The organism is Candidatus Pelagibacter sp. HIMB1517 (assembly GCF_052047895.1).
Lineage (GTDB): Bacteria > Pseudomonadota > Alphaproteobacteria > Pelagibacterales > Pelagibacteraceae > HIMB114.
The window spans coordinates 168,084-192,383 of sequence record NZ_JBNAIW010000001.1; the positions used below are offsets into that span (position 1 = coordinate 168,084).

31 protein-coding genes are annotated in these 24,300 nt (G+C 29.4%); 20 read left to right on the forward strand and 11 right to left on the reverse strand.

Annotated elements, in window-relative coordinates; translation table 11 throughout:
* Positions 1-17 precede the first annotated feature (17 nt).
* Genes ACTTAT_RS01015 through ACTTAT_RS01025 form a run of 3 tightly spaced genes read left to right on the forward strand, consistent with a single transcriptional unit; the run spans position 18 to position 1,628 of the window.
* Positions 18-635 (forward strand): YqaA family protein, encoded by a 618-nt coding sequence (locus ACTTAT_RS01015; protein WP_009373291.1) that lies wholly within the window; start codon positions 18-20, stop codon positions 633-635.
* Positions 635-1,114: a disulfide bond formation protein B gene (locus tag ACTTAT_RS01020; protein WP_440679190.1), complete on the forward strand. Its 480-nt coding sequence runs from the start codon at positions 635-637 to the stop codon at positions 1,112-1,114. The genes ACTTAT_RS01015 and ACTTAT_RS01020 overlap by 1 nt, the downstream gene beginning before the upstream one ends.
* A complete protein-coding gene (locus ACTTAT_RS01025) occupies positions 1,092-1,628 on the forward strand; it encodes a demethoxyubiquinone hydroxylase family protein (RefSeq protein WP_009373289.1) in 537 nt (178 codons plus the stop codon). The genes ACTTAT_RS01020 and ACTTAT_RS01025 overlap by 23 nt, the downstream gene beginning before the upstream one ends.
* On the opposite strand, the gene ACTTAT_RS01030 is transcribed toward ACTTAT_RS01025, so the two are convergent.
* Entirely contained in the window at positions 1,629-2,198 is a 570-nt protein-coding gene (locus ACTTAT_RS01030; RefSeq protein ID WP_009373288.1) for an HNH endonuclease, read from the reverse strand.
* A gap of 44 nt (positions 2,199-2,242) precedes the next feature.
* Positions 2,243-2,887 carry an alpha/beta hydrolase gene (locus ACTTAT_RS01035; RefSeq protein ID WP_440679191.1) on the reverse strand — a complete coding sequence of 215 codons (645 nt, stop codon included), beginning with the start codon at positions 2,885-2,887 and terminating at the stop codon, positions 2,243-2,245.
* 42 nt (positions 2,888-2,929) lie between these two features.
* On the opposite strand from ACTTAT_RS01035, the gene ACTTAT_RS01040 reads away from it, so the two are divergent.
* Positions 2,930-3,133, forward strand: a complete 204-nt coding sequence (locus tag ACTTAT_RS01040) for a twin transmembrane helix small protein (protein ID WP_440679192.1) — start codon at positions 2,930-2,932, stop codon at positions 3,131-3,133.
* Here the strand turns inward: ACTTAT_RS01040 and ACTTAT_RS01045 are convergent, their stop codons facing one another.
* Complete coding sequence (locus ACTTAT_RS01045; protein ID WP_440679193.1) at positions 3,134-3,664, reverse strand: TlpA family protein disulfide reductase; 531 nt, start codon at positions 3,662-3,664, stop codon at positions 3,134-3,136.
* Positions 3,665-3,683: 19 nt separating this feature from the next.
* Here ACTTAT_RS01045 and argH point away from each other — a divergent pair, with 19 nt between their 5' ends.
* From argH to ACTTAT_RS01060, 3 genes are all read left to right on the forward strand, one after another.
* A complete protein-coding gene (gene argH / locus ACTTAT_RS01050; RefSeq protein WP_440679194.1) occupies positions 3,684-5,072 on the forward strand; it encodes an argininosuccinate lyase in 1,389 nt (462 codons plus the stop codon).
* A 116-nt stretch (positions 5,073-5,188) separates the two neighbouring features.
* Positions 5,189-6,421 carry a diaminopimelate decarboxylase gene (lysA, locus tag ACTTAT_RS01055; RefSeq protein WP_440679195.1) on the forward strand — a complete coding sequence of 411 codons (1,233 nt, stop codon included), beginning with the start codon at positions 5,189-5,191 and terminating at the stop codon, positions 6,419-6,421.
* Between the two features lies 1 nt (position 6,422).
* Positions 6,423-7,109, forward strand: a complete 687-nt coding sequence (locus ACTTAT_RS01060) for a lysophospholipid acyltransferase family protein (RefSeq protein WP_440679196.1) — start codon at positions 6,423-6,425, stop codon at positions 7,107-7,109.
* Here ACTTAT_RS01060 and ACTTAT_RS01065 read toward each other — a convergent pair.
* Positions 7,106-7,978, reverse strand: a complete 873-nt coding sequence (locus ACTTAT_RS01065) for a prephenate dehydrogenase/arogenate dehydrogenase family protein (RefSeq protein ID WP_440679197.1) — start codon at positions 7,976-7,978, stop codon at positions 7,106-7,108. The two genes, ACTTAT_RS01060 and ACTTAT_RS01065, sit on opposite strands and share 4 nt — an antisense overlap.
* Positions 7,978-9,051, reverse strand: coding sequence for a histidinol-phosphate transaminase (gene hisC / locus ACTTAT_RS01070; RefSeq protein WP_440679198.1), 1,074 nt, complete (start codon positions 9,049-9,051; stop codon positions 7,978-7,980). Before hisC ends, ACTTAT_RS01065 begins: the two co-directional genes overlap by 1 nt.
* Before the next feature lie 154 nt (positions 9,052-9,205).
* On the opposite strand from hisC, the gene metX reads away from it, so the two are divergent.
* Complete coding sequence (metX, locus tag ACTTAT_RS01075; RefSeq protein ID WP_440679199.1) at positions 9,206-10,345, forward strand: homoserine O-acetyltransferase MetX; 1,140 nt, start codon at positions 9,206-9,208, stop codon at positions 10,343-10,345.
* Positions 10,329-10,925, forward strand: coding sequence for a methionine biosynthesis protein MetW (metW, locus tag ACTTAT_RS01080; RefSeq protein WP_040747425.1), 597 nt, complete (start codon positions 10,329-10,331; stop codon positions 10,923-10,925). The genes metX and metW overlap by 17 nt, the downstream gene beginning before the upstream one ends.
* 1 nt (position 10,926) lies before the next feature.
* On the opposite strand, the gene ACTTAT_RS01085 is transcribed toward metW, so the two are convergent.
* A complete protein-coding gene (locus ACTTAT_RS01085; RefSeq protein WP_440679200.1) occupies positions 10,927-11,634 on the reverse strand; it encodes a methyltransferase domain-containing protein in 708 nt (235 codons plus the stop codon).
* A gap of 1 nt (position 11,635) precedes the next feature.
* On the opposite strand from ACTTAT_RS01085, the gene gloB reads away from it, so the two are divergent.
* The 11 genes from gloB (at position 11,636) to ACTTAT_RS01140 (ending at position 19,457) form a co-directional block, all read left to right on the forward strand.
* The gene (gene gloB / locus ACTTAT_RS01090; protein ID WP_440679201.1) at positions 11,636-12,406 is read left to right on the forward strand and encodes a hydroxyacylglutathione hydrolase; all 771 of its coding nucleotides are present in this window, start codon (positions 11,636-11,638) and stop codon (positions 12,404-12,406) included.
* Positions 12,407-12,469: 63 nt separating this feature from the next.
* Positions 12,470-12,859 carry a 50S ribosomal protein L21 gene (gene rplU / locus ACTTAT_RS01095; RefSeq protein ID WP_440679202.1) on the forward strand — a complete coding sequence of 130 codons (390 nt, stop codon included), beginning with the start codon at positions 12,470-12,472 and terminating at the stop codon, positions 12,857-12,859.
* A gap of 14 nt (positions 12,860-12,873) precedes the next feature.
* Positions 12,874-13,128, forward strand: a complete 255-nt coding sequence (gene rpmA / locus ACTTAT_RS01100) for a 50S ribosomal protein L27 (protein ID WP_009373271.1) — start codon at positions 12,874-12,876, stop codon at positions 13,126-13,128.
* A 43-nt stretch (positions 13,129-13,171) separates the two neighbouring features.
* On the forward strand, positions 13,172-14,143 hold the full coding sequence (gene cgtA, locus ACTTAT_RS01105) for an Obg family GTPase CgtA (protein WP_440679203.1): 972 nt from the start codon (positions 13,172-13,174) through the stop codon (positions 14,141-14,143).
* The gene (proB, locus tag ACTTAT_RS01110; RefSeq protein WP_440679204.1) at positions 14,140-15,246 is read left to right on the forward strand and encodes a glutamate 5-kinase; all 1,107 of its coding nucleotides are present in this window, start codon (positions 14,140-14,142) and stop codon (positions 15,244-15,246) included. The genes cgtA and proB overlap by 4 nt, the downstream gene beginning before the upstream one ends.
* The gene (locus tag ACTTAT_RS01115) at positions 15,243-16,502 is read left to right on the forward strand and encodes a glutamate-5-semialdehyde dehydrogenase (RefSeq protein ID WP_440679205.1); all 1,260 of its coding nucleotides are present in this window, start codon (positions 15,243-15,245) and stop codon (positions 16,500-16,502) included. Before proB ends, ACTTAT_RS01115 begins: the two co-directional genes overlap by 4 nt.
* Complete coding sequence (nadD, locus tag ACTTAT_RS01120) at positions 16,499-17,080, forward strand: nicotinate (nicotinamide) nucleotide adenylyltransferase (protein ID WP_440679206.1); 582 nt, start codon at positions 16,499-16,501, stop codon at positions 17,078-17,080. The genes ACTTAT_RS01115 and nadD overlap by 4 nt, the downstream gene beginning before the upstream one ends.
* Before the next feature lie 4 nt (positions 17,081-17,084).
* Positions 17,085-17,429 carry a ribosome silencing factor gene (gene rsfS / locus ACTTAT_RS01125; RefSeq protein ID WP_440679207.1) on the forward strand — a complete coding sequence of 115 codons (345 nt, stop codon included), beginning with the start codon at positions 17,085-17,087 and terminating at the stop codon, positions 17,427-17,429.
* A complete protein-coding gene (locus ACTTAT_RS01130) occupies positions 17,429-17,851 on the forward strand; it encodes a 23S rRNA (pseudouridine(1915)-N(3))-methyltransferase RlmH (RefSeq protein WP_440679208.1) in 423 nt (140 codons plus the stop codon). The genes rsfS and ACTTAT_RS01130 overlap by 1 nt, the downstream gene beginning before the upstream one ends.
* On the forward strand, positions 17,851-18,993 hold the full coding sequence (locus tag ACTTAT_RS01135) for a S41 family peptidase (protein ID WP_009373260.1): 1,143 nt from the start codon (positions 17,851-17,853) through the stop codon (positions 18,991-18,993). The genes ACTTAT_RS01130 and ACTTAT_RS01135 overlap by 1 nt, the downstream gene beginning before the upstream one ends.
* Positions 18,990-19,457: an RNA pyrophosphohydrolase gene (locus tag ACTTAT_RS01140; RefSeq protein ID WP_440679209.1), complete on the forward strand. Its 468-nt coding sequence runs from the start codon at positions 18,990-18,992 to the stop codon at positions 19,455-19,457. The genes ACTTAT_RS01135 and ACTTAT_RS01140 overlap by 4 nt, the downstream gene beginning before the upstream one ends.
* Here ACTTAT_RS01140 and atpC read toward each other — a convergent pair.
* Genes atpC through atpH form a run of 5 tightly spaced genes read right to left on the reverse strand, consistent with a single transcriptional unit; the run spans position 19,450 to position 24,245 of the window.
* Positions 19,450-19,833: an ATP synthase F1 subunit epsilon gene (gene atpC / locus ACTTAT_RS01145; protein ID WP_440679210.1), complete on the reverse strand. Its 384-nt coding sequence runs from the start codon at positions 19,831-19,833 to the stop codon at positions 19,450-19,452. The two genes, ACTTAT_RS01140 and atpC, sit on opposite strands and share 8 nt — an antisense overlap.
* Positions 19,834-19,836: 3 nt before the next feature.
* The gene (gene atpD / locus ACTTAT_RS01150) at positions 19,837-21,258 is read right to left on the reverse strand and encodes a F0F1 ATP synthase subunit beta (RefSeq protein WP_440679211.1); all 1,422 of its coding nucleotides are present in this window, start codon (positions 21,256-21,258) and stop codon (positions 19,837-19,839) included.
* Between the two features lie 12 nt (positions 21,259-21,270).
* Positions 21,271-22,152, reverse strand: coding sequence for a F0F1 ATP synthase subunit gamma (locus ACTTAT_RS01155; RefSeq protein WP_440679212.1), 882 nt, complete (start codon positions 22,150-22,152; stop codon positions 21,271-21,273).
* Between the two features lie 2 nt (positions 22,153-22,154).
* Positions 22,155-23,687 carry a F0F1 ATP synthase subunit alpha gene (gene atpA / locus ACTTAT_RS01160; RefSeq protein WP_440679213.1) on the reverse strand — a complete coding sequence of 511 codons (1,533 nt, stop codon included), beginning with the start codon at positions 23,685-23,687 and terminating at the stop codon, positions 22,155-22,157.
* Positions 23,688-23,696: 9 nt separating this feature from the next.
* Positions 23,697-24,245, reverse strand: a complete 549-nt coding sequence (gene atpH, locus ACTTAT_RS01165) for an ATP synthase F1 subunit delta (protein WP_440679214.1) — start codon at positions 24,243-24,245, stop codon at positions 23,697-23,699.
* Positions 24,246-24,300 lie beyond the last annotated feature (55 nt).

Genomic DNA, 24,300 nt, shown 5'->3' on the forward strand with positions numbered 1-24,300 from the left:
TATAATTCTTATAATTTATGTTTAAAGACTTGTTTAATAAAACTGTAGCTCTTGCAGCCCATAAAAGTGCAAGATTCTTTTTATCTTTTGTATGCATAATTGAGTCTATTTTTTTTCCAATACCTCCAGATGTCATGATTATACCAATGACTTTGGCTCAAAAAAAAAGATGGTTGCAAATTGCAACTATTGCCACGATATCATCTGTTGTTGGCGGTATTATTGGATATGCAATTGGCTATTTTTTTTACCAAGAAATAGGTATCCATATTTTTGAATTTTACGGGTTTGAAGGTTTCAAAAGTTTCAAGGATCAAGTTCAAGTCGGTAAAGGGTTCTGGGCCTGGATTATTTTGTTAGCAATTGCAGGATTTACGCCTGTTCCTTTTAAACTTTTAACAATTTCAAGCGGGTTAATTCATTTTAATTTTTTTATATTTATTTTAGTGGCTACTTTAACGCGTGGTTCAAGATTTTTTATTTTAGCAGGATTGCTTAGTTTTTTTGGACATAAGATACTTCCATATATTCAAAAGTTTTCAGGAAAAATAATGATTATAATTACAGGGCTTTTATTGATCGGATTTTATATTGCCTATCTAATTTATAATAATTATGAATCTTTTATTAATTAATGTTTAGTATTAGTAAAACGTATAAAATTTTATTTGTTATAAACATTTTAATACTTTCAGCAGTTTATTACATAGAATATGGCATGGATGTTTATGCTTGCAATCTCTGCAAATATCAAAGAATTCCTTATTTTTTAAATTTAATTATTTTAATTTTTTTAATTTTTGACAAAATTAAGTTTTTAAAACTTCTTTATGTTTTAATTTTATCAATTTCTATAAACATACTGATCTCATTTTATCACGTCGGTATTGAACAAAAAATTTTTTCTGAAACAGAAGTTTGCTCTATTAAGAAAAATACAAATAATACCAGCGATCTTTTGAAGCAATTAGAAAAAGAGGGTATGTCTGGCTGCTCTAAGGTAACTTTTAGATTATTTGGATTATCGCTTTCAACACTAAACTTGTTAACAAATTTATCTTTTTTGATAATATGTATTTATATTTTTAGAAATGAACAAAGACAAAAAAATTGAAGAAATTATAAGAGTAGATCACGCTGGAGAACGCGGGGCAGTCAATATTTATGATGGACAACTTTTGGCATTACAACTTTTAAAATCAGATCCAGAAATGGAAAGTAAAATTGCTGAAATGAAAGAACATGAAAAAGAGCATTTAAAGTATTTTGAACAACAACTTGCTGAAAGAAAAGTTAGACCTACATTATTAATACCATTATGGGATTTGCTTGGCGTAAGCTTAGGTTTTGTTACGGGACTAATGGGAAAAAAAGCTACAATGCTTTGTACAGCTTCGGTGGAAGAAGTAATAGATAAACATTATCTATCTCAAATTGAACATTTGGAATCTGAAGAAACCAAAGAGAAAGAATTATTAAAAAAAATAAAAAAATTCAGACAAGAAGAACTAGAACATCGCGATATTGCTTATGAAGAAGGTGCGACTAAAAAAGGAGCGTATGGTATCTTAGACTTTGCGATAAAAACAGGATCTAAAGTTGCTATTGAAGTAGCAAAGAGAATTTAATTAAGGTTCAAGCTTAACATCCCAATAAAGATAATCCAACCAACTTTCATGTAAAAAATTCGGAGGAAAGTGTCTTCCATTTCGATGGAGTTGCTCTTCTGTTGGTTTATAAGGTTGTACTGATGGAATCATTCCACATGCTTTAGGCATTTTACCACCTTTTCTTACATTGCATGGAGAGCATGCTGTTGCTACATTTTCCCAAGTTGTCAAACCTCCTAAAGATTTTGGAACAACATGATCAAAAGTTAAATTTTTTTTATCACCACAATACAAGCAAGTAAATTTATCTCTTAAAAAAACATTAAATCTTGTAAAATTGGGAAACTCTGATGGTTTTACAAAATGTTTCAATGAAATTACGCTGGGTAACTTCATAGAAAAAGATGGGCTTCTTATCTCTCTATCGTATGTTGATACGATGTTTACTCTATCCAAAAAAACATCTCTAACTGCATCCTGCCAACTCCATAATGATAAGGGATAATAACTTAAAGGTCTATAATCAGCATTTAAAACAAGCGCCGGACATTTTTCAAGCGGCAAATATTCACTTGATGATGCAATCATATTTAAAAATTACATATATTTATAACTAATCGCAAGTTAAACTTTTATGAAGTTAAGTTTTTTATAAAGTCTAGTCCATCACTCAAACCGTCGGGTGATATAGAATGTCCTAAGCTCTCATAAGCTTTACAATCAACTTCGAAATCTTTTTTTTTCAAAAATTCAACTGATTTATACATTTCATCTATTGGAACTATTTCATCAATATTGCCATGCAAAAATCTCATTCTAGGTTTAGAAATTAGTTCTTTTTCTAATAATTCGTAATTATAAATCTTGCCTGAATATCCCAGCACACCAGCAATTTTTTTCTTCTGTCTTATTGCATACTGGACGCTCATCATGGTTCCTTGGGAAAAACCAACTAGAATTAATTTGTTATGCTCTATTTTAAGATCATCTAATTTTTGATCAATTGTTTCTTGAAGTTTTTCTAAAGAAACTAAACTTTCTTGAGTAATTTTATCGTTATCTGTTTGCATCAAATCAAACCACTCAAATCCAGCCGGGTTAACTTGACATGGATTTGGAGCGTTTGGAACGCAAAAAAAAGCATCTGGCAAAAATCTTTGCCAATATGTGGCAATTGAAAACAAATCATTAGAATCTGCTCCATACCCATGTAAAATGAAAATTAATTTACTGCAATTCTCTGATGTATTTTTTAATTCTAAATATTTAAGAGACATTTTTTGTTATCTTTAATACTTTTTTATGCTAGAGACAAACCAATGTCAGAAAATACATTAAAATTTATTGCTATTTTAGCTATGATATCAGTAGCTGTAATTCTTATCAGAGGGTTAAAAACGTTTTTTAAAGGCGGTGATTTAGATAGCAAGAGAAAGAGTAACAAATTAATGCAAATGAGAATAATGCTTCAATTTTGTGCCATAGTGATTTTAATGTCTTTAGCATATGTAACGGGCAAATAACTAATAAGACTTAACCCATTCAATAAATTTTGGATCTGTAAAGTCAATATCGCCTATAACTCTTGCAACTTCTTTTTTGTCTGAATTTACAATTAATGTTATTGGTATACCTCTTAATCCAAACTCTCTAGTTAACTTTAAATCATTATCAAAATAACTTGTTAAATTTTTAATTGAAAGATTATCTAAAAAACTTTGAATATCCTCAAATTTCTTTTTTTCTATATTAATTAAAATTATTTTTAACTGATCTCGAGATGTTTGATCATACAAACGATCTAGCTTTGGAAGTTCTTTTTTGCAAGGAGCGCACCATGTCGCCCAGAAATTAATTAGAGTTAACTTTGAGGAAAAATCATTAAAAATGATTGTTTTACCATCTTTGTTTTTAACCTCGATGTTCGGTAGTAATTTTGGATTTTTTTGAAGTATTATGTTGGTAAACGATTTGCTTATATTGGGTTGTGAATATCCACTATTAGTATTAAGAATAAAAAATATAAATAAAAATAATATAAAATTGCGAAACATAAATTAATATTAAATTAATATGGGCAAAACTAAAACAAATAAAGTTTGGGGTACAAGAATGAAATCTAAACCTTCAGAACTTTTAACTAAAATAAATGCATCAATAGATATCGATAAAGAATTATATCAACAAGATATCAATGGTTCTATTGCTCATTGTAAAATGCTAGCAAAACAAAAAATTATCAAATCAGATATCTCTAAAAAAATTGTAAATGGACTTGAAAAAATTAGAAAAGAAATTCAATCAAAAAAGTTTAAATTTTCACAATCAAATGAGGATATCCATTTGAACATTGAAAAAAGACTTTTTGAAATTATTGGACCAAACGCAGGATTTTTACATATAGCAAGATCAAGAAATGACCAGGTTACTACAGACTTTAAATTATGGGTCATTGATGCCTCACAAAATTTAAACATAGAAATTAAAAAATTAATTAAAGCATTAATAAAATTAGCTGAAAAAAATAAAAATGTGATTATGCCTGGCTTTACACATTTAAAAAATGCTCAACCAGTTTTATTTTCCCATTATCTATTGGCGTATATTGAAATGTTCAAAAGAGATCATAAAAAATTTACAAATGTGATCAAAAATACATCTGAGAATCCTTTAGGATCTGCTGCACTAGCAGGAACAGGGTTCGCAATTGACAGATTTTATACTTCAAAACAATTAGGATTTTTAAAACCAACTGATAATTCAATAGATGGAGTGTCTGATAGAGATTATGCGATAGAATTTTTATTTGTATCAAGTCTTTGCTCCATGCACTTATCAAGACTTGCTGAAGAAATTATTTTATGGAACTCAGATATTATCAATATGATCAACATTAACGATAAAATGCTTACAGGTTCATCAATCATGCCTCAGAAAAAAAACCCGGATGGTGCTGAACTATTAAGAGGTAAATCTGGCGCAATATATGGAAACTTAAACTCTCTATTAGTTACAATGAAAGGATTACCTTTGTCATACTTCAAAGATATGCAAGAAGATAAGAAGCCGGTATTTGAAACTTTTAAAATATTAAATTTAAATCTTAAAATAGCAAAAGAGTTGGTAGAAAGTATATCTCCCAACAAAGCAATTATGAAAAAATTTGCAAATTATGGCTACACAACTGCTACGGATTTTGCAGACTATCTCGTAAAAAAAGGTTTAAGTTTTAGAGAGGCGCATAAAAAATCTGCAAAATTAGTTAATATCGCAGAAAAGAAAAATTTATCTTTAAGTGAATTAAGCTTCTCTGAAATTAAGAAAATTGACAAATTAATCAAGCCTGATGTGATAAAAGCTTTAAAAATTGAAAATTCTGTTAGTTCCAAAACCTCTTATGGTGGAACTTCAATAAAAAATGTAGTTAAAATGTTAAAGAAATTAAAAAAGGAATTTAAATGAAAAAAATATCTCTCTTAGTATTAATTTTATCATTTATGTTTACTTCGTGTGGAAAAAAGGGACCGCCTGTTTACCAAGAGAAAACTAATTTAATTTTAAAACAATCCTAAATCTAAATGGATTACTTAAAGACCAAAAATAAAAAGCTTTTTATAAATAATTTCGATTTAAAAAAAATTGCAAAAAAACATAAGACTCCATTTTATATTTATTCAGCAGACCAGATAAAAAAAAACATTAAGTTAGTTCAATCATCTTTAAAGAAAAGTAATCCACTAATTTGCTACGCTGTTAAAGCTAATTCCAATATCCAAGTAATAAGAGAATTAAAAAAAAATAATGTTGGAGCAGACGTTGTATCTGCTGGGGAATTAAAATTAGCACTTAAAGCGGGAATTAGTCCAAAAAAAATAGTATTTTCTGGAGTCGGCAAAACTGAGGATGAAATAAAATTTGCTATTCAAAAGGGAATATTATCAATTAATGCAGAGTCAGAAAGTGAGATTCTCTCAATAAATAAAATTTCAAAAAAATTAAATAAAATCGTTAAAATAGGTATTAGAATTAATCCTGACATAAAAGCTAAAACAAACAAAAAAATAGCAACAGGAACCAAGGTTAACAAATTTGGAGTAAGCGTCAGTGATTTTTTTCAAATTTTGAATTCAAAAAAAAATCTCAAAAATATCAAAATTCACTTATTAAGTGTTCATATTGGAAGTCAAATTAAAGATATAGGTGCTTATAAAAAAGTTTTGAAATTAATATCTAAACTTTTATTAAAATTAGGAAAAACTAATCATGAAGTTGATTATGTAGATTTAGGTGGAGGAATGGGAATTCCTTATTATAAAGGTGATAAAAATTTTGATTTTAAAAAATTTGGAAAAGAGGTTGCAAAGTTTTATAAGAAACAAAAAGTTGAAATAATTTTTGAGATAGGAAGATTCTTAACGGGTAATGCTGGAATAATAATCTCAAAAGTTATTTATGTAAAAAAAACAAGAGAAAAGTATTTTATTATTATAGATACAGGAATGAATGATATGGCAAGATCTGCTATCTATGAAGCTTTTCATGAGATTTTACCAATTGAAAAAAATTCTAAAAAATTCAATAAAAAAATTGAATTTGTAGGCCCTATTTGTGAAAGTAGTGATACTTTTGGAATTTATAAAAACTATTCAATTCTTAAAGAAGGAGACTTAGTATGCATTACAAACTGCGGTGCATACGGAAGAACTTTAAGTTCTAATTATAATATGCGCCCTTTAATAGAAGAAATTATTATAGATAAAAAGAAATTAAAGTCTGTAAGAAAAAGACAGAAAATTGAAAATATAATCTAAAGTGATTTTTTTTAGATCTTTAATATTTAATATATTTTTATATCTAGGAATTATTACTTGTTGTTTAATTGCAATACCGCTTTTGATTTTACCATCATCTTTTTTAAGGAAATTAAGTTCATTATTAGGCTGGTATTTTATTTTTTTGTGTAAGATTTTACTAAATACCAAAGTAAATATTATAGGATCTGAAAAACTAAAAACTGAACATAAATTTTTTATTGCTTCTGCACATCAATCAATGTTTGAAACTTTTGTATATAATTACGTAGTACCGAACAATTTTTTTGTTCTTAAAAAAGAATTAATGAGTATCCCAGTGTTTGGTTGGTGCTTAAAAAAACTAAATTGTATTCCAATTGAACGTGGGAAAACTACTAAAAATAATTTAAATTTTTCAGACCAAATCATGCAAAATATTGCTAAGGGAAAAACATTAATAATTTTTCCTCAAGGAACTCGAGTACCTTACAATGAAAATGTTCCACTTAAAAAAGGCGCTAGAAGAATATATGAAAACTTAAATATAGCCTGTCTGCCAATTAAACTAGATACTGGTAAGGTTTGGCCAAAAAAAAGTTTTTTAAAATATCCTGGAGAAATTAATTTTATCTTTAAAGATATTATTGAACCAAATCTGACAGGAGAAGAGTTTTTGAAAAAACTTGAAGAATCTTTTTATAATTAATTTTTATCTAAACCTGCTTCAATAATTTTTTCTCTTATTTCTTTTGTTTTTTTAAACTTTTCAAATAAAAACTTTCCATCATTATTTTTAATTGCATCTAAGATTTTAGATAAGTCACTATTAAACTTTTCTAACAATGAGATAATTTCTGTTTTATTGCTCAACATAATATCTCTCCACATAGTAGGGTCTGAAGAGGCAATTCTAGTAAAGTCCCTGAACCCACTGGCACTAAATTTTATAACTTCAGACTTAATGTCATCTTCTAACTCACTTGCAGTACCTACAATGTTATATGCGATCAAATGAGGTATATGACTTGTTATGGCCATAATAGAATCATGATCTTTAGAATTCATTGTTTCTATTTTTGATCCTAAATTTTTCCAAATATCATTAACTTTTTTTATGTGTGTTTCGTCACATAGTTCGCAAGTATTTGAAATAAACCATTTGTTTTTAAACAAATCTTTAAATCCATTTTCCGGACCACTTTTTTCAGTTCCCGCAATCGGATGACCTGGTACAAAAACTTTATTCTTTAGAAATTCATTCGCTAGCTTTATGACCTCAACCTTAGATGATCCAACATCTGTTATAATTGTTTGATCTAAATTAAGTTTTGAAAGATCATCAAAAATATTTTTGTAAGCACTTATTGGTGTACAAATAAAAATAAATTCTGATTTCTCAACGTCCGAGTTAATTTTAGTATTGTAACTATCTGCCAAAGATAAACTTTTACTTTTTTTAAGATTATCCTCTGACACATCAATAAAGTTAATCAAAACTTTTGAATAATTGTGCCTGATTGCTCTAGCAAGAGATGAGCCAATTAAACCAATTCCAATTATTGTAATATTATTCATTAAAAATTTTTATCCAAAATATCTAAAAAAGTTTTATTTTCCTCATCGGTACCAATAGTAACTCTTAATGAATTTTTTATACCATAGGTATTCATTTTTCTTAGTAAGATTTTATTATTTATAAATATATCAAAAGCTTGTTCTGAGTTAAGTTTAGCATTATCAAAATTTAATAAGAAAAAATTTGCTACAGGATCATTTGTTATAATGTTTTTTGAGGAAATTTTTTCAAAAATAATTTTTGACCATTTCTCATTATGTTCGACATTTTTTTTAATCCATTCATCATCTAAAATTGCAGCACATCCAGCTTTTTCAGCTATACCAGATATATTAAAAGGAGGTCGAAATAAGTTTGCAGCTTCTATAATTTCTTTGGAACCATAACCCCATCCTAATCTTAGATTGGCTAACCCAAAAATTTTAGAAAAAGTTCTAGAAACAACTGTATTTTTGGAATTTTTAAAAATATCTAAACCACTTTTATAATCATTTTTGGTCACAAATTCTGCATATGCATCATCAACCATCAGTAAAATATTTTCTGGCAAATTTTTTCTTAATTTCATAAGCTCATCAGAATTAATATACGTTCCAGATGGATTGTTAGGATTTGCAATGAAAACTATTTTTGTTTTATTTGTTACTAACTTTAAAGTTTCGCTAACAGAAAATTTATTATTTTCATTTTTTGCAAACCTGACTACTGCACCATTTAATTGCGAGTAAATTCTGTACATTAAAAATGAGTCTTCGGACACAATCACTTCATCATCTTTATTCAAAAATGATTGGCATATTAAACTTATTATTTCATCAGAACCTGAGCCAATTAGAATTTGATCTTCATTTATAGAGAACTTTTTAGCAATTGTTTCTTTTAATTTGCTACTTTTGCCATCAGGATATTTTTTTAAATTAAAACCACTCTTAAATATCTCTAGAACCTTGGGCGAAGGACCAAGAGCAGACTCATTCGCAGATAATTTAACTGGATTTGAAACATTTTGGATATTTGATAGTCCACCAATATACAAATCTACATTTACAGTTTTTGGCTTTGGTAAAGTCATTTTTCAAGTACTTACAACACTTCTAGAATACAATCAAAAGAAGTTGATAGTTTGACAAAGAATCAGCCTTTTAGTACAAAACGGCACCGCCGATTTACCGAATTGCGGGCGATAACAAACAGCTAAAGAGGAAATCGCTAAGCGATTTTTAAAAATGAATATTGATTACAGTAAAGTTAAAAAAATCACCATAAATGCACCTCTTAAATTAGATTGTGGTGAAACTTTAGAAAAATTTGATATTGCCTATGAGACATATGGCAACTTAGATGAAACTAAATCAAATGCGATTTTAGTTTTTCACGCTCTATCAGGAGATCAATTTGTAACTGGTACAAATAATGTGACTGGTCGAGAGGGATGGTGGAATCAAGTAGTAGGCTCTGGATTACCAATAGATACCGATAAATATTTTGTAATATGTGCCAATGTCCTAGGTGGCTGTATGGGCAGCACAGGTCCAAAAGAAATTAATCCGAAAACAAATAAACCTTATGGTCTCGATTTTCCAGTGATTACAATCAAAGACATGGTAAGTGCACAAACTCACCTATTAGATTTTTTAGGAATAAAAAAAACTTTATCAGTTTTAGGTGGATCAATGGGCGGTATGCAGGCTTTACAATTTTGCTCATTGTATCCTGAAAGAACTTTTTCTTCAGTACCAATTGCATGTGCAGCAAGTCACTCTGCTCAAAATATAGCTTTTAATGAATTAGCACGACAAGCTATTATGGCGGATCCTAATTGGGACTCTGGAAATTATTTTTTATCAGGAAAAGTTCCTAGAAATGGACTTGCTGTTGCAAGAATGGCTGGTCATATTAGTTATTTATCTGAGCAAGGACTTCAAAGTAGATTTGGAAGAAAACTGCAAGAAGGAGACGGTTTGAACTTCTCATTTGATGCTGACTTTCAAGTTGAAAGCTATTTAAAATATCAAGGATATGCATTTGTAGATCGTTTTGATGCTAATTCTTATTTATATATTACAAGAGCTATGGATTATTTTGATCTATATAAATTAAATAATGGTGATTTATCAAAAGCTTTCAAAAATACTAATGTAAAATTTTGTATTATTTCATTTTCAACTGACTGGCTTTACACAACTGAAGAAAGTAAAAAAATAGTCATTGCTCTCAATTCTATAGGTGCACAAGTTAGTTTTGTAAATATTGTTACAAATAATGGTCATGACTCTTTTTTAGTTAATGAACCAGAGTTTTTCCAAACCTTAAAAGGTTTTCTAGACTCTACATATGAGGACTTTAAAAATGAAAATTCAAGATGATGTTTTAGCAGGATTAATTGATATAAACTCTAAGGTTCTCGATGTAGGCTGTGGCGATGGTAACTTATTACTTTATCTAAAAAGAAATAAAAGAATTGACGGAAGAGGTTTGGAGATCAATCAAAAAAATGTTCAAGAATGCCTAGCTAAAGGACTTGCGGTTGTTGAGGGTGATGCTGAAAAAGACTTAGTAAACTATCCAAATCAATCATTTGATATAGCAATATTAAACCAAGCAATTCAGCAGTTTTATGAACCAAGAAAAGTTTTAAATGAATTACTAAGAATTGCTAAACAAGCAATAATTACGATACCAAATTTTGGTTATTGGAAAGTGAGATTAAATTTATTGGTAACAGGGACAATGCCAGTTACAAAAACACTACCACATTCTTGGTATGACACTCCAAATTTACATATGAGTTCAATCAAAGATTTTTATAATTTGTGTTCGTTAGATAATATCAATGTAATTAAATCAATTTCAATTTCTTCAAATAAAATCAGTGATATTACATCAAATAATTTAGAGATTAAAAATTTAGTCTCAGAATTAGGTGTATTTGTTGTAAGTAAATAGATTATATTTTTTTTATCACTTTTTTAACCAAGCTTGACTTAATTAAATCTTGTCTTTTTATATTTGCGTAAATTCTTTTTTTAACAACACAAAAATAAACACCATTAAAGTATTTAAATAAAATCGAGCCAAATTTTTCAATAAAATCATGATTAATTAATTTAATATTTAGGTTTGGAAAATAAATTAATCGTTCGATTGATTGTATATCAAAAAAACTTTCCTCTAATAATTGACTAATTTGTTTTTTTGAAAATCCATTACCAGAAGAAAAAGGGCTTTTATCAGATAAATACCAAGATGATTTTTTATTTGGTATAATAATATATAATTTACCTTCTGGAGATAATGATCTCCATATTTCTCTAAGACTCAATTTAGTATTATGATTATTTTCTAAATAATGAATTAAAAAAGCATGATCAAAAAAAGAGTCTTGAAAAGGTATTCTTTCTTCATCAATTAAAATTTTTTTACCTTTGATTACTGCCTCATCAGATATACCCATTCTTTTAGAATAACAGTAAGAAATTGAAAGATTGTACTCTTTTAAAAAACTTAAATAAGGATGAGCATAACCAAAACATCCAATATTCTGGTTGTCATATAGGTAACAATATTTTTTTAATTGGTTTTCAATACGATGAGCTAAAAACTTTCCAATAGCACTAACATAAAATTTCTGATAATTTAAAATATCTAAATACATTATGAGTTTATTGCAGGTAAATTTAGTTCATTGTCTATCAGATAACTATTCTTATATTATTTCTAATCCTATAACAAAAAAAGCTATTGTGGTAGATCCAGCTGAAGCTGAGCCAGTCATAAATTCAATAGAAAAACTTGGGTTAAAATTAGAGTATATTTTAATTACTCACCACCATGCTGATCATGTTGGTGGCAATCATGAATTAAAAGAAAAATATAATTGTAAAATAATTGGTTTTAAAAATGACTCTGACAGGATTCCAGGTATCGATATTCAAATTAAAGATAAAGAAATATTTAATTTTGAAGATGAAGAAATTGAGTTAAATTTTGCACCAGGACATACTAGCGGACATATCTTTTATTTTTTTAAAAAAAATAAATTAGCTTTTGTGGGAGATGTAGTTTTTTCTCTTGGATGTGGAAGAATTTTTGAAGGTACACCTGAACAAATGTATAAATCAGTTATGAAAATAAAATCTCTCCCTGAAGATACAAAAATATACTGCGGTCATGAATACACGGAAAGCAACTTAAAATTTTGCTTAGCATATGATGGTGATAATAATAATTTAAAAAAGAGAGAAGATGAGGTTAGAGAACTCAGACAAAAAGGATTGCCAACAATACCAACTACAATTTCTGATGAAAAAAAGAATAATATTTTTTTTAGATGTGATGAAAATACAATAATTGAAAAACTTGGTTTAAGAGGATCAGAACCTCAAATGGTCTTTAAAAAACTAAGAGAATTAAAGGATAATTTTTAATTAAGTATCCCCTGTTTTCTTGACATAATAACAGTGGTGGCTATAGTGCGCCAAATTAAAAATATGACTTTTGCAGTAATCAACACAGGTGGCAAACAATACAAAGTGAGCGCCAATGACAAATTAAGAATAGAAAAACTTCCTCAAGAAGAGGGCAAATCTATAGAGTTCAAAGAAGTGCTCTTGATTAATAATAACCAAGATATGGAACTAGGATCTCCTCTAATTGAAGGTGCAAAAGTTGAGGGAAAAATTGTAAAGCAAACAAAAAATAAGACAGTATTAATTTTCAAGAAAAGAAGAAGGCATAACTCAAGACGAAAAAATGGTCATAGACAAAAAATGAGTGTTGTACAAATTACAAAAATCTTTGGTAAAGGTGGAAAACTTTTGTCTGAAGCAAAAAAAACTGAAGTAAAAAAGGATAAAACTACTACTAAAAAAAGTGCGTAGTGGTATAAATAATTATGGCAACTAAAAAAGCTGGTGGTTCATCGAAAAACGGCAGAGATAGTGAAGGTCGTAGACTTGGCGTAAAAAAATATGGTGGCCAAAAAGTAATTCCAGGAAATATTATTTATAGACAAAGAGGTACTAAAATGTACCCAGGTCAAAATGTAGGTATGGGAAGAGATCATACTATTTTTTCTAAAATTGAAGGGACTGTGAAGTTTCAAAAGAAAAAATTTGGCAAAACTTTCATTTCTGTAGTTCCCCACTAAATCATATTAAGACATTAGTCTTAAATTAATTTAATATTTTATTATGAAGTTTTTAGATCAAGCTAAAATTACTGTTAAAGCTGGAGATGGTGGAAATGGATGTTGTAGTTTCCGTAGAGAAAAATTTATTGAATTTGGAGGTCCAAACGGTGGCGATGGAGGAAATGGTGGATCTGTAATTCTAGAAGCAGTAAATGGTTTAAATACTTTAATTGACTATAGATATATTCAACACTTTAAAGCACAGAGAGGAGAGAACGGAAAAGGTAGTAATAAAAAAGGTGCATCTGGAGATGATTTAATTTTAAAAGTACCAGTCGGAACACAAGTTTATGCCGAAGATAAAAAAACACTTTTGTACGATCTTGTTACTGAAGGAGAAAAAATAAAAATTGCAACTGGCGGTAAAGGAGGTTTGGGTAATACAAGATTCAAAAGCTCTACCAACCAAGCACCAAGAAAGACTACAAATGGATCTCTAGGAGAAGAATTTGAAATATGGTTGGAGTTAAAAATTATAGCTGACATCGGTCTTGTCGGTTTTCCAAACTCAGGGAAATCGAGTTTTTTATCTTTAACGACTAGAGCAAAACCAAAAATTGCAGATTATCCATTTACAACTTTAAACCCCAACTTGGGCGTTTTAAGTATTGATGAAAAAGAAATTGTTGTTGCTGATATACCTGGATTGATTGAGGGTGCACATCAAGGCGTTGGTCTTGGAGACAAATTTCTCAAACATATAGAAAGATGCAAAAGTATATTGCATTTAATTGATGCAAATGAGGATAATTTATTTGATCGGTATAAAATTATAAGAAATGAACTTGAGAAATATAGTCCAGAGCTTATTAACAAAAGAGAAATTGTGGCACTAAATAAACTAGATTTAATGGAAGACGAGGAAATTAAAAAGAAAGTTGAGGAGTTTAAAAAATCTTTTAAAAAAGATTTTTTTCAAATTTCAATTTTACAAAAGAACAATATTAAAGAATTATTAAGAGCATTAAAATGATATTAAATAAAACAAAAAGAGTAGTAATTAAAATTGGGTCTTCTCTTTTGATTAAAAATAACAAAATCAATAAAAATTGGGTTAATAAACTTTCAGAAGATATAACCAATCTCTATAAAAAAAAAATTGATGTAATTATTGTAACTAGCGGGGCAATTGCTTTAGGATGTAAATATCTTAAAATAAATAGGAAAAATTTAAAACTTAAAGAATTTCAAGCTGTTTCAGCTATCGGTCAAATTGAGTTGATCAATCTTTTTAAAAATTCTTTATCTAAAAAAAAAATAAAAATTGCTCAAATTTTATTAACTCTTGAAGATACAGAAGACAGAAGAAGGGCACTGAATGCCAAAGATACAATCGAAAATATATTTAAATTTAAAAGTATTCCAATTGTAAATGAAAACGATACGACGGCTACAAATGAAATAAGATACGGAGATAATGATCGATTAGCTGCTCGTGTAGCTCAAATATCGTCTGCTGATACACTTATTATGCTCTCTGATATTGATGGACTTTACACCAAAGATCCAAGAAAGTTTAAAAATGCAAAACATATTAGAGAGGTAAAAAAAATTACTAATAATGTTATAAAAAGCGCAACTAAAAGTATCAGTGACTACGGATCCGGGGGTATGATTACAAAAATTGATGCTGCTAAAATTTGCATGAATGCTGGATGTAAAATGATATTAACCCGTGGTACGGTAAATAATCCTATTCAAAAATTAGAAAAAAATAAATTTTATACAATTTTTACACCACTTACTAATAAGTATAATGCCAAAAAAAAATGGATATTAAGTAGTTTAAAAAATAAAGGATCCATTACAGCTGACACTGGAGCAATTAACGCTATTAAAAAAGGTAAAAGTTTATTGCCAGTAGGAATCACTGACGTAAATGGAAAATTTTATAGAGGTGACACAGTATTAATCATTAATAAATCTAAGAAAAAAATTGGAACAGGCGTTGTTTCTTACTCAAGTGAAGAAATATTAAAAATCAAAGGAGTGAAAAGTGAAAATATTAAAAATATTTTAGGATACACTTCTAGAGGTGAAGTGATACATATTGATAATATGGTGCTAAATAAATGAGTAAATTAAAATATATTCAAACATTAGGAAAAAAAGCAAAAAAAGCTTCGGAAGAGTTATCTAATATTAATGATAAGAAAAAAAATGCTGTACTCAAAACTTTTTACTCTGAAATTAAAAATAATACTAAGCAAATTCTAAATGCAAATAAAATTGATATTATTAATAGCAAAAAGAATAAGCTTAAGGATAATTTAATAGACAGGAGCATGTTAAATTTAGATAGAATCAAATCTATCCTAGCTTCAATTGAAGAAGTTATATCATTTAAAGACCCAACAAATAAAATATTAGCCAAATGGAAAAGGCCAAACGGATTAGTTATAAACCGAGTAACTATGCCAATAGGTGTGCTGGGTGTTATTTATGAAGCAAGGCCAAATGTTACTTCTGACGTATCAGTATTGAGTTTCAAATCAGGAAATGCTGCTATTTTAAGGGGTGGCAAAGAGGCCTTTAGGTCAAATATTGCAATTTCTAATTTATTTAGAGCTAGTTTAAAAAAAAATAAGATTAACCAAGATTGTATACAATTAGTAAATAATACAGATAGAAAATTAGTAGATCTAATGCTTTCTAAAATGTCTGCCTATATCGACATCATAATTCCTCGTGGAGGAAAAGGACTAGTTAAAAAAGTTTTGGACTTATCAAGTGTACCTACAATAGGACATTTGGAAGGTTTATGTCATGTATATCTGGACAAATCTTATAATTTAAAAAAAGCAGAAAAAATTATATTTAATTCAAAGTTACGTAGAACAAGTATTTGTGGTGCGGCTGAAACGCTATTAATTCATAAGTCTGTTAAAAAAAATGATATTAAACATATTTTAGAAAAACTTAATAATCGTGGTTGTAAAATTATTGGTGATAAAAATATAAAAAAAATATTTAGATTTACATTGCCAGTAAAAGAAAAAGACTGGAGCACAGAATACTTGGATTCAAAAATTTCAGTAAAAATTGTTGATAATATTGATGAAGCAATCAACCATATAAAAAAATATGGAACAAACCATACAGAATGTATAATTTCTAATGACAAAAAAAACATAATTAAATTTTCTAAGCAAATTCAAAGCTCAATTGTAATGACAAATGCCTCTACACAATTTGCTGATGGATATGAATTTGGTCTTGGCTCAGAAGTAGGGATTTCTACAAATAAAATGCATCCAAGAGGACCAGTAGGATTAGAACAGCTTGTTACTTACAAATATGTAGTTAACGGTAAAGGTCAAATACGTCCTTGAATAAAAGGGAAAAAGAGAGAATAGGAATTTTTGGAGGATCTTTTGACCCTCCTCATAAAGGACATCTTCACATAGCGAAATTATTTATTAAAAAATTAAAGCTTAATAAATTAATATGGTCTGTATCTAAAAAAAATCCTTTGGTAAAAAAAAAATATTTTTATAATTTTAGGCAAAGAAAAATTTTATCTAAAAAAATAACGAGTAAAATTAAAAATATAAAAATAAATGATTTTGATAAAAAATATTCTTATCAATTATTAAACACTTTAAAAAAGAAATATAAAGATAAAAAATTTTTTTTTCTTATTGGTTCAGATAATATTAAATTTTTACATAAATGGAAAAAATTATCATCTATTCTAAATACTAGTACTCTTGTTATAATAAGTAGGCCAGGTTATCTGAAAGAAATTAAAAAAACGGTTTTTTATAGAAAAAATCATAAATATTTAATAAAAAATTATAAAGCTAATGATATTTTCCCTAAAAAAGCATGGATTTATATAAAAGATAAAGGTGTAAAAATATCTTCATCAAATATTAAAAATAGATTATATAAATTAAAGACAGATTAATAATTTGAAAAATAAAATTATAGATAAAGTTCACCAAATTTTAGACGATAACAAAGCTCAAGATATTGTTATAATAGACCTTAAAGATAAGAGTTCAATTGCTGACTATATGGTTATAGCAAGCGGGACATCTTCAAGGCATATTCAAGCTATTTCAGAAATAACAGCACAAAAACTAAAGTCCTATGGAATTGATAATTGCAGAATAGAAGGGCAAGAAAGTAATGATTGGAAGCTAATTGATGCCATTGAAGTTATTATTCATATTTTTCATCCAGAAAAAAGATCTTCTTATAATCTTGAAAAAATGTGGGAAGATGTTTTGCCAAAACAGCAAATTACTGTTTAATGAAAATCTCCATCTTGTGTGAAGGCCGTTTAAACAAAGGGCTCGAAAATGAATTATGTAATATCTACATCAAAAGAACCCTCTCATTAAAAAAAAGTGGAATACTAAACTTAGAAATAAAGAATAAGCCAAATAAAACAAATAATAGTAAAAATACTAAAAATTTAATTTTAGATGAGAAAGGCAAAAATATAAATACTATGGACTTAGTTGAAATGATAAAAACACTAAACAACAATAGAATAGAATCATTAAATTTTTATATAGGTAAACCTGAAGGTTTTTCTAACAATTATGAAAAATACGAAAAAATTTCTTTAGGCAAAATGACCTTTCCACATTCCTTAGCCAGAGTTATTTTGTGTGAACAAATCTATAGATGTGCTACAATATTAACAAATCACCCTTATCATAAAAGTTAATGAATTTATTTTTAAAATACATTTTAGTCTTTTCTTTTAGCATACTGCTATGGGGTCCTGTAAAAGCCAATCCAAGTGATAAACTTTATGAAAAGTTAGATTTATTTAGTGATGTTTTAAATACACTTAAAAAAGAATACGTCGACGAAGTGGATCAAAGTGAAGTTATTGATTCAGCAATAAATGGAATGCTTCAATCCCTTGATCCTTATTCCGCATACATGAGTCCAGAGTCATTTAGAAATATGAATGATGATACTAAAGGAGAGTTTGGTGGATTGGGTATTGAAATTACTATGGAAGCCGGTCTTGTAAAAATTATAACCCCAATTGAAGGAACGCCTGCTGATAAAGCTGGTGTACAAGCAGGTGATTTCATTGTCAAAATAGATAATAAACAAGTAAAAGGGATGACGCTGTTAGATGCTGTCAAACTCATGAGAGGGAAAGTTGGAACAAAAATTGAAATTACAGTTCGAAGAGTTGATGTTGAAGATGAGTTAAAATTTCAAATTACAAGAGACATTATAAAAATTAGAGAGGTGACTGCAGAAGTTAAGGAAAATGTTGGTTATATAAGATTACGTGCTTTTAATGAGCAAAGCCATAATCAGTTGTTAAAACAGTTAAATAAATTACCAAACAAAAAACTAAATGGTTATATTTTAGATCTTAGAAATAATCCGGGCGGACTACTATCTCAAGCAATTAAAATTACAGAAACTTTTCTTGATGGAGGTGAAATAGTATCTACCAGAGGAAGAGATAAAAATGATATTAAAATTTATAATGCTAGAAAAGGCGACAAAATTAATAAAAAACCTTTGATTGTTCTTATTAATCAAGGATCCGCATCTGCATCTGAGATTGTTTCAGGTGCATTAAAAGATCATAAAAGAGCAATTTTATTAGGCGAAAAAAGTTTTGGTAAAGGATCAGTTCAATCAATTATTCCATTAAAAAATAGAGGTGGTCTAAGACTAACAACAGCCAAATATTATTTGCCATCTGGTGAGTCTATACATGAAAAAGGAGTCGAACCAGACATTACGGTTAAAAGAAATAAAGACAATTTTAAAATTAATACAAAAACAGATAACCAGCTCAAATATGCTATTAATCTTTTAAAAGAAGATTCATGAAGAATTTAAATGATTTACCATATCGCAATGGTGTCGGTATAATGATTTTTAATGATCAAAAAAAAATTTTTGTCGGCAAAAGAATAGATAATCAAGAAGCGTGGCAAATGCCTCAGGGAGGTGTTGATAAAGATGAGGATTTTGAAACTGCAGCTAAAAGAGAGTTATTTGAAGAAACTGGAATTCAATCAATAAGAATTGTTCAAAGTTCAAAACAAGAATTTATATATGATCTTCCAAATCATCTTTTGGGAAAAATTTGGAAAGGTAAATACAAGGGTCAAAAGCAAAAATGGTTTTTAATGAAATTTTTAGGACCAGATAGCGAAATTAATATCAATCAAAAGCACCCTGAATTTAATGAATGGAAATGGGTAGATCTAGATGAATTGCCAAGGCTAATAGTGCCTTTTAAAAAAAAACTTTACGAATCTATAATTAAAGAATTTCGAACTTCTATTTAGTTTTAAGAAGATTTAGCTCATCAATCAATGCATTAGAGATAAAAATATCATGATCAGTTGATTTTGTATCTTCTAATTTTTTGCTAGCTCTTTCTTTTAGGTTATTAATTTGTTCATCTGAAAAATCTTTAACATCAAACACTTCTTGGCAAAGTATACTTAGAGAGTTATTCTTGAAATCAACTACGCCGCCAGTTGTAAAAAAGTATTTATTTTCACTTTTTTCTACATTTATTACTCCAGGCTTCAAAAAGGTTACAACCGGTAAATGATCATCTAGTATACCCATCTGACCTTCAATACCTGGTATTGTAACCATTGAAATATCTTTTTCAGAAAAAAGAACTTTCTCTGGAGTAACAATATCAACTTGCATGGTTTACGCTGCTTCTTTCGCCATCTTCTCTGCTTTTTCTACAGCTTCTTCAATAGTTCCAACCATATAAAAAGCTGCTTCTGGCAAATGATCGTATTCACCTTTACAAATAGCATCAAAACCTTTGATCGTCGCATCCAATTCTACAAGTTTACCAGGTGAGCCTGTAAATACTTCAGCAACAAAGAACGGTTGAGATAAAAATCTTTGAATTTTTCTCGCTCTAGCTACGACAAGCTTATCTTCTTCTGATAATTCATCCATACCCAAAATAGCAATAATATCTTGTAAAGATTTATAAGTTTGCAAAATTCTTTGAACTTCCCTTGCTACTCGATAATGTTCATCACCTACTATTCTTGGATCAAGAATTCTAGATGTTGAGTCTAACGGGTCAACAGCAGGATAAATTCCAAGTTCTGCAATCTGCCTTGAAAGAACTGTAGTTGCATCAAGGTGTGAAAATGATGTTGCAGGTGCAGGGTCAGTTAAGTCATCTGCAGGAACGTAAATAGCCTGAACTGAAGTAATTGATCCTTTAGTTGTTGTCGTAATTCTCTCTTGTAGATTTCCCATATCTGTAGCTAAAGTTGGTTGATAACCAACGGCAGATGGAATACGTCCTAGTAATGCCGACACCTCAGATCCTGCTTGGGTGAATCTAAAGATATTATCTACGAAAAATAAAACATCTTGTCCTTCTTTGTCTCTAAAATATTCTGCCACTGTTAATCCTGTTAAAGCAACTCTTGCTCTAGCTCCTGGAGGCTCATTCATTTGTCCATAAACTAGCGCAGCTTTAGAACCAGAGCCATCTGTTTTAATAACACCAGATTCGATCATCTCGTGATATAAATCATTACCTTCTCTTGTTCTTTCTCCGACACCAGCAAATACAGAATAACCGCCATGGGCTTTCGCAACGTTATTAATTAACTCCATAATTAAGACTGTTTTTCCAACACCAGCACCACCGAATAAACCAATCTTTCCACCTTTTGCGTAAGGAGCTAAAAGATCTACCACTTTGATGCCTGTAACTAATACTTCCGTTTCAGTTGATTGCTCAACGAATTCTGGAGCCTGTCTATGAATTGGCCATTTTTCTTTAGTTTTTACATCACCTTTTTGATCAATACCTTCACCAATCACATTTATAATTCTACCTAATGTTTCTGGACCTACTGGGACTTTGATTGCATCGCCAGTATCAGTAACTTTATCGCCTCTTTTAAGACCTTCTGTTGTATCCATTGAAATTGTTCTAACTGTACCCTCACCTAAGTGTTGGGCAACTTCTAAAACTAATCTATTGCCATTGTTATCACATTCTAAAGCTGAGTTAATTTCAGGTAAGTGATCATCAAACTTTACATCAACTACCGCTCCAATAACTTGAGTGATTGTTCCAAATTTATTTTGCATGTTTAGCTCCTTTTATAATGACTCCGCACCAGAGATGATTTCAATCAGCTCTTTAGTGATAACGGCCTGTCTGCTTCTGTTATAGTTAATTGTTAGTTTATCTATTAAATCGCCTGCATTACGTGTTGCATTGTCCATAGCAGACATTCTGGATCCTTGCTCACTAGCAGCATTTTCTAAAAATGCTTTAAAAATTTGTGTTGTAATATTCTGAGGCAGTAAATGTTCCAAAATTTCATTTTCATCTGGTTCGAATTCATATTGAGTGTCATTAGTTTCTTCTATTTCTTTTGTATCTGAACTTTCTACTGGAATAATTTGTTGAGCTTGTGGCTCTTGAGAAATCACCGATTTAAACTTATTGTAAAAAATGGTACAAACATCAAACTCATTATTATTAAACATTGTTATAATTTTGCTTGTTAGCTCAGAAGCTTCATTAACAGAAATAGTCTTTGAATTTTTATAAGATATTTTTTCTACTATATAATCTTTAAAGTTTCTTTTGAGTTGATCAGAACCTTTTGAACCAACAGTAATAATTTTTAATTTTTGATTAGAATTTATTACTTGGTTAAAATGCTCCCTCGCTTTTTTAACTATATTAGTATTAAATCCTCCACACAAACCTCTATCAGCTGTCATCACCAAACAAAGGTGAACATCGCTCTTGCCTGTACCTGCAAGAAGTTTGGGAGCAGATGAAGCATCAGTTATTGAATTTTTAAGATTGTTAATAATCTGATTCATTTTTTCAGAGTATGCTCTTCCTTTTTCAGCATTTTCTTGTGCTTTTCTCAACTTTGCAGCAGCAACCATTTTCATAGCTTTGGTAATTTTTTGCGTAGATTTAACGCTAGTTATTCGATTTCTTAAATCCTTTAAACTTGGCATTTTTATTTTAAAAATTCCTTTTTAAAGTTTGTAATGAAATCTTTTAACTTAGCTTCATTAGCTTCGTCTAATTTTCCAGAAGATACAATATTGCTCAAAATATCAGGGGCTTGAGATTTAATTGAACTTAGTAGTTGATCTTCAAAATCTTTAATTTTTGAATTATCAATATCATCCAGAAAACCTTTAACTCCAGCAAAAATTGACACAACCTGTTCTTCAACTTTCAAAGGAGAGTATTGACCTTGTTTAAGGAGTTCAGTTAATTTTGATCCTCTGTTCAAAAGCTGTTGAGTCGATGCATCTAAATCAGAACCGAACTGAGCAAATGCCGCCATTTCTCGATATTGTGCTAACTCAAGCTTAATAGTACCCGCAACTTGTTTCATAGCTTTAATTTGTGCAGCTGAACCAACCCTAGATACTGAAATACCTACGTTAACTGCTGGTCGAACACCTTGGAAAAATAATTCAGTTTCTAAGAAAATTTGACCATCCGTAATTGAAATTACATTTGTAGGAATATAAGCAGAAACGTCACTAGCTTGAGTTTCAATGATTGGTAATGCGGTTAAAGATCCACCGCCATTTTCATCATTTAGTTTCGCTGCTCGTTCTAGCAATCTGCTGTGTAAATAAAACACATCCCCCGGGAAAGCTTCCCTTCCTGGAGGTCTTCTCAATAATAATGACATTTGTCTGTATGCTACAGCCTGTTTTGATAAATCATCATAAACTATCAAACTATGCATTCCGTTATCTCTAAAAAACTCACCCATGGCACAACCAGTATAAGGTGCTAAAAATTGTAATGGTGCCGGATCAGAAGCAGTTGCGGCTACGACAATAGAATACTCCATCGCTCCAGCATCTTCTAACGTCTTAACGATTTGTGCTACTGTCGATCTTTTTTGACCAATTGCTACATATACGCAATATAATTTCTTGGACTCGTCATCTGATTTATTAATTTCTTTTTGATTGATAATAGTATCAATTGCGATAGCAGTTTTTCCAGTTTGTCTATCACCAATAATTAATTCCCTTTGACCTCTTCCAATTGGAATCAAACTATCAATTGCTTTCAATCCTGTTTGCATTGGCTCATTAACTGATTTCCTTGGAATTATTCCTGGAGCCTTAACTTCAACTCTTTTTTTCTCTTTTGAATTAATTGGACCTTTTCCATCAATTGGATTTCCTAAGCCGTCAACAACTCGTCCTAGGAGTTCTTTGCCAACTGGGACGTCAACAATTTCACCAGTTCTCTTTACGGTGTCTCCTTCTTTAATATGTGAGTCATCTCCAAAAATAACCACACCAACGTTATCAGTTTCAAGGTTAAGAGCCATACCTTTTGTTCCTTCAGAAAACTCAACCATTTCTCCAGCTTCAACGTTATCCAATCCATAAATTCTCGCAATACCATCTCCTACAGATAGCACCTGTCCAACCTCAGAAACTTCAGCGTCTTTACCAAAGTTTTTTATCTGATCTTTTATTACTTTTGTTATTTCAGAAGGGTTAATATCCATTTTTATCTCCTACAAGTTATTTAATATTTTGTTAAATTTAGCTTTGGCAGTATCATCCACCATCAAGCTGCCTATTTGAAGTTTGGCTCCAGAAATTAAACTTGGATCAAATTTAAAATCTAGATTAACTTTCTTTTTAAGAACGTTATTAAGCATACTTTCAATTTCTTTAATTTGAGCATCTGACATTTTAGTTGGCATCGAAACGATTGCATTTAACTCGCCTCTGAAGTCAGATAAAATATTTTTAAAATCTTTAACAATTTTTTCTAAAAAAAAGAAACGATTTTTCTCAACTAAGATTTTTAAAAAATTTACAAATAGATTGTTAAAATTATTTTTTTTGCCAAGCTCCTCTATAACTTTTAATCTATCAATTTTTTTTAATGTTGGATTTTTCACAAACTTCTTTAAATCATTGGACTGATTTAAAGCAATATCAATAAATTTTATATTTTGCTCAATTTGATCTAAAACTTTTTCTTCACTACTTATCTCAAACAAAGATAGTGCATATCGCCCAGCTGCATCTGCAAAATTACTTGTATTTTGAGTCAAAATTATCCCTTTTTTGGGCTGATAATTACCATTGAGGAATAGCCATATCAAGCCA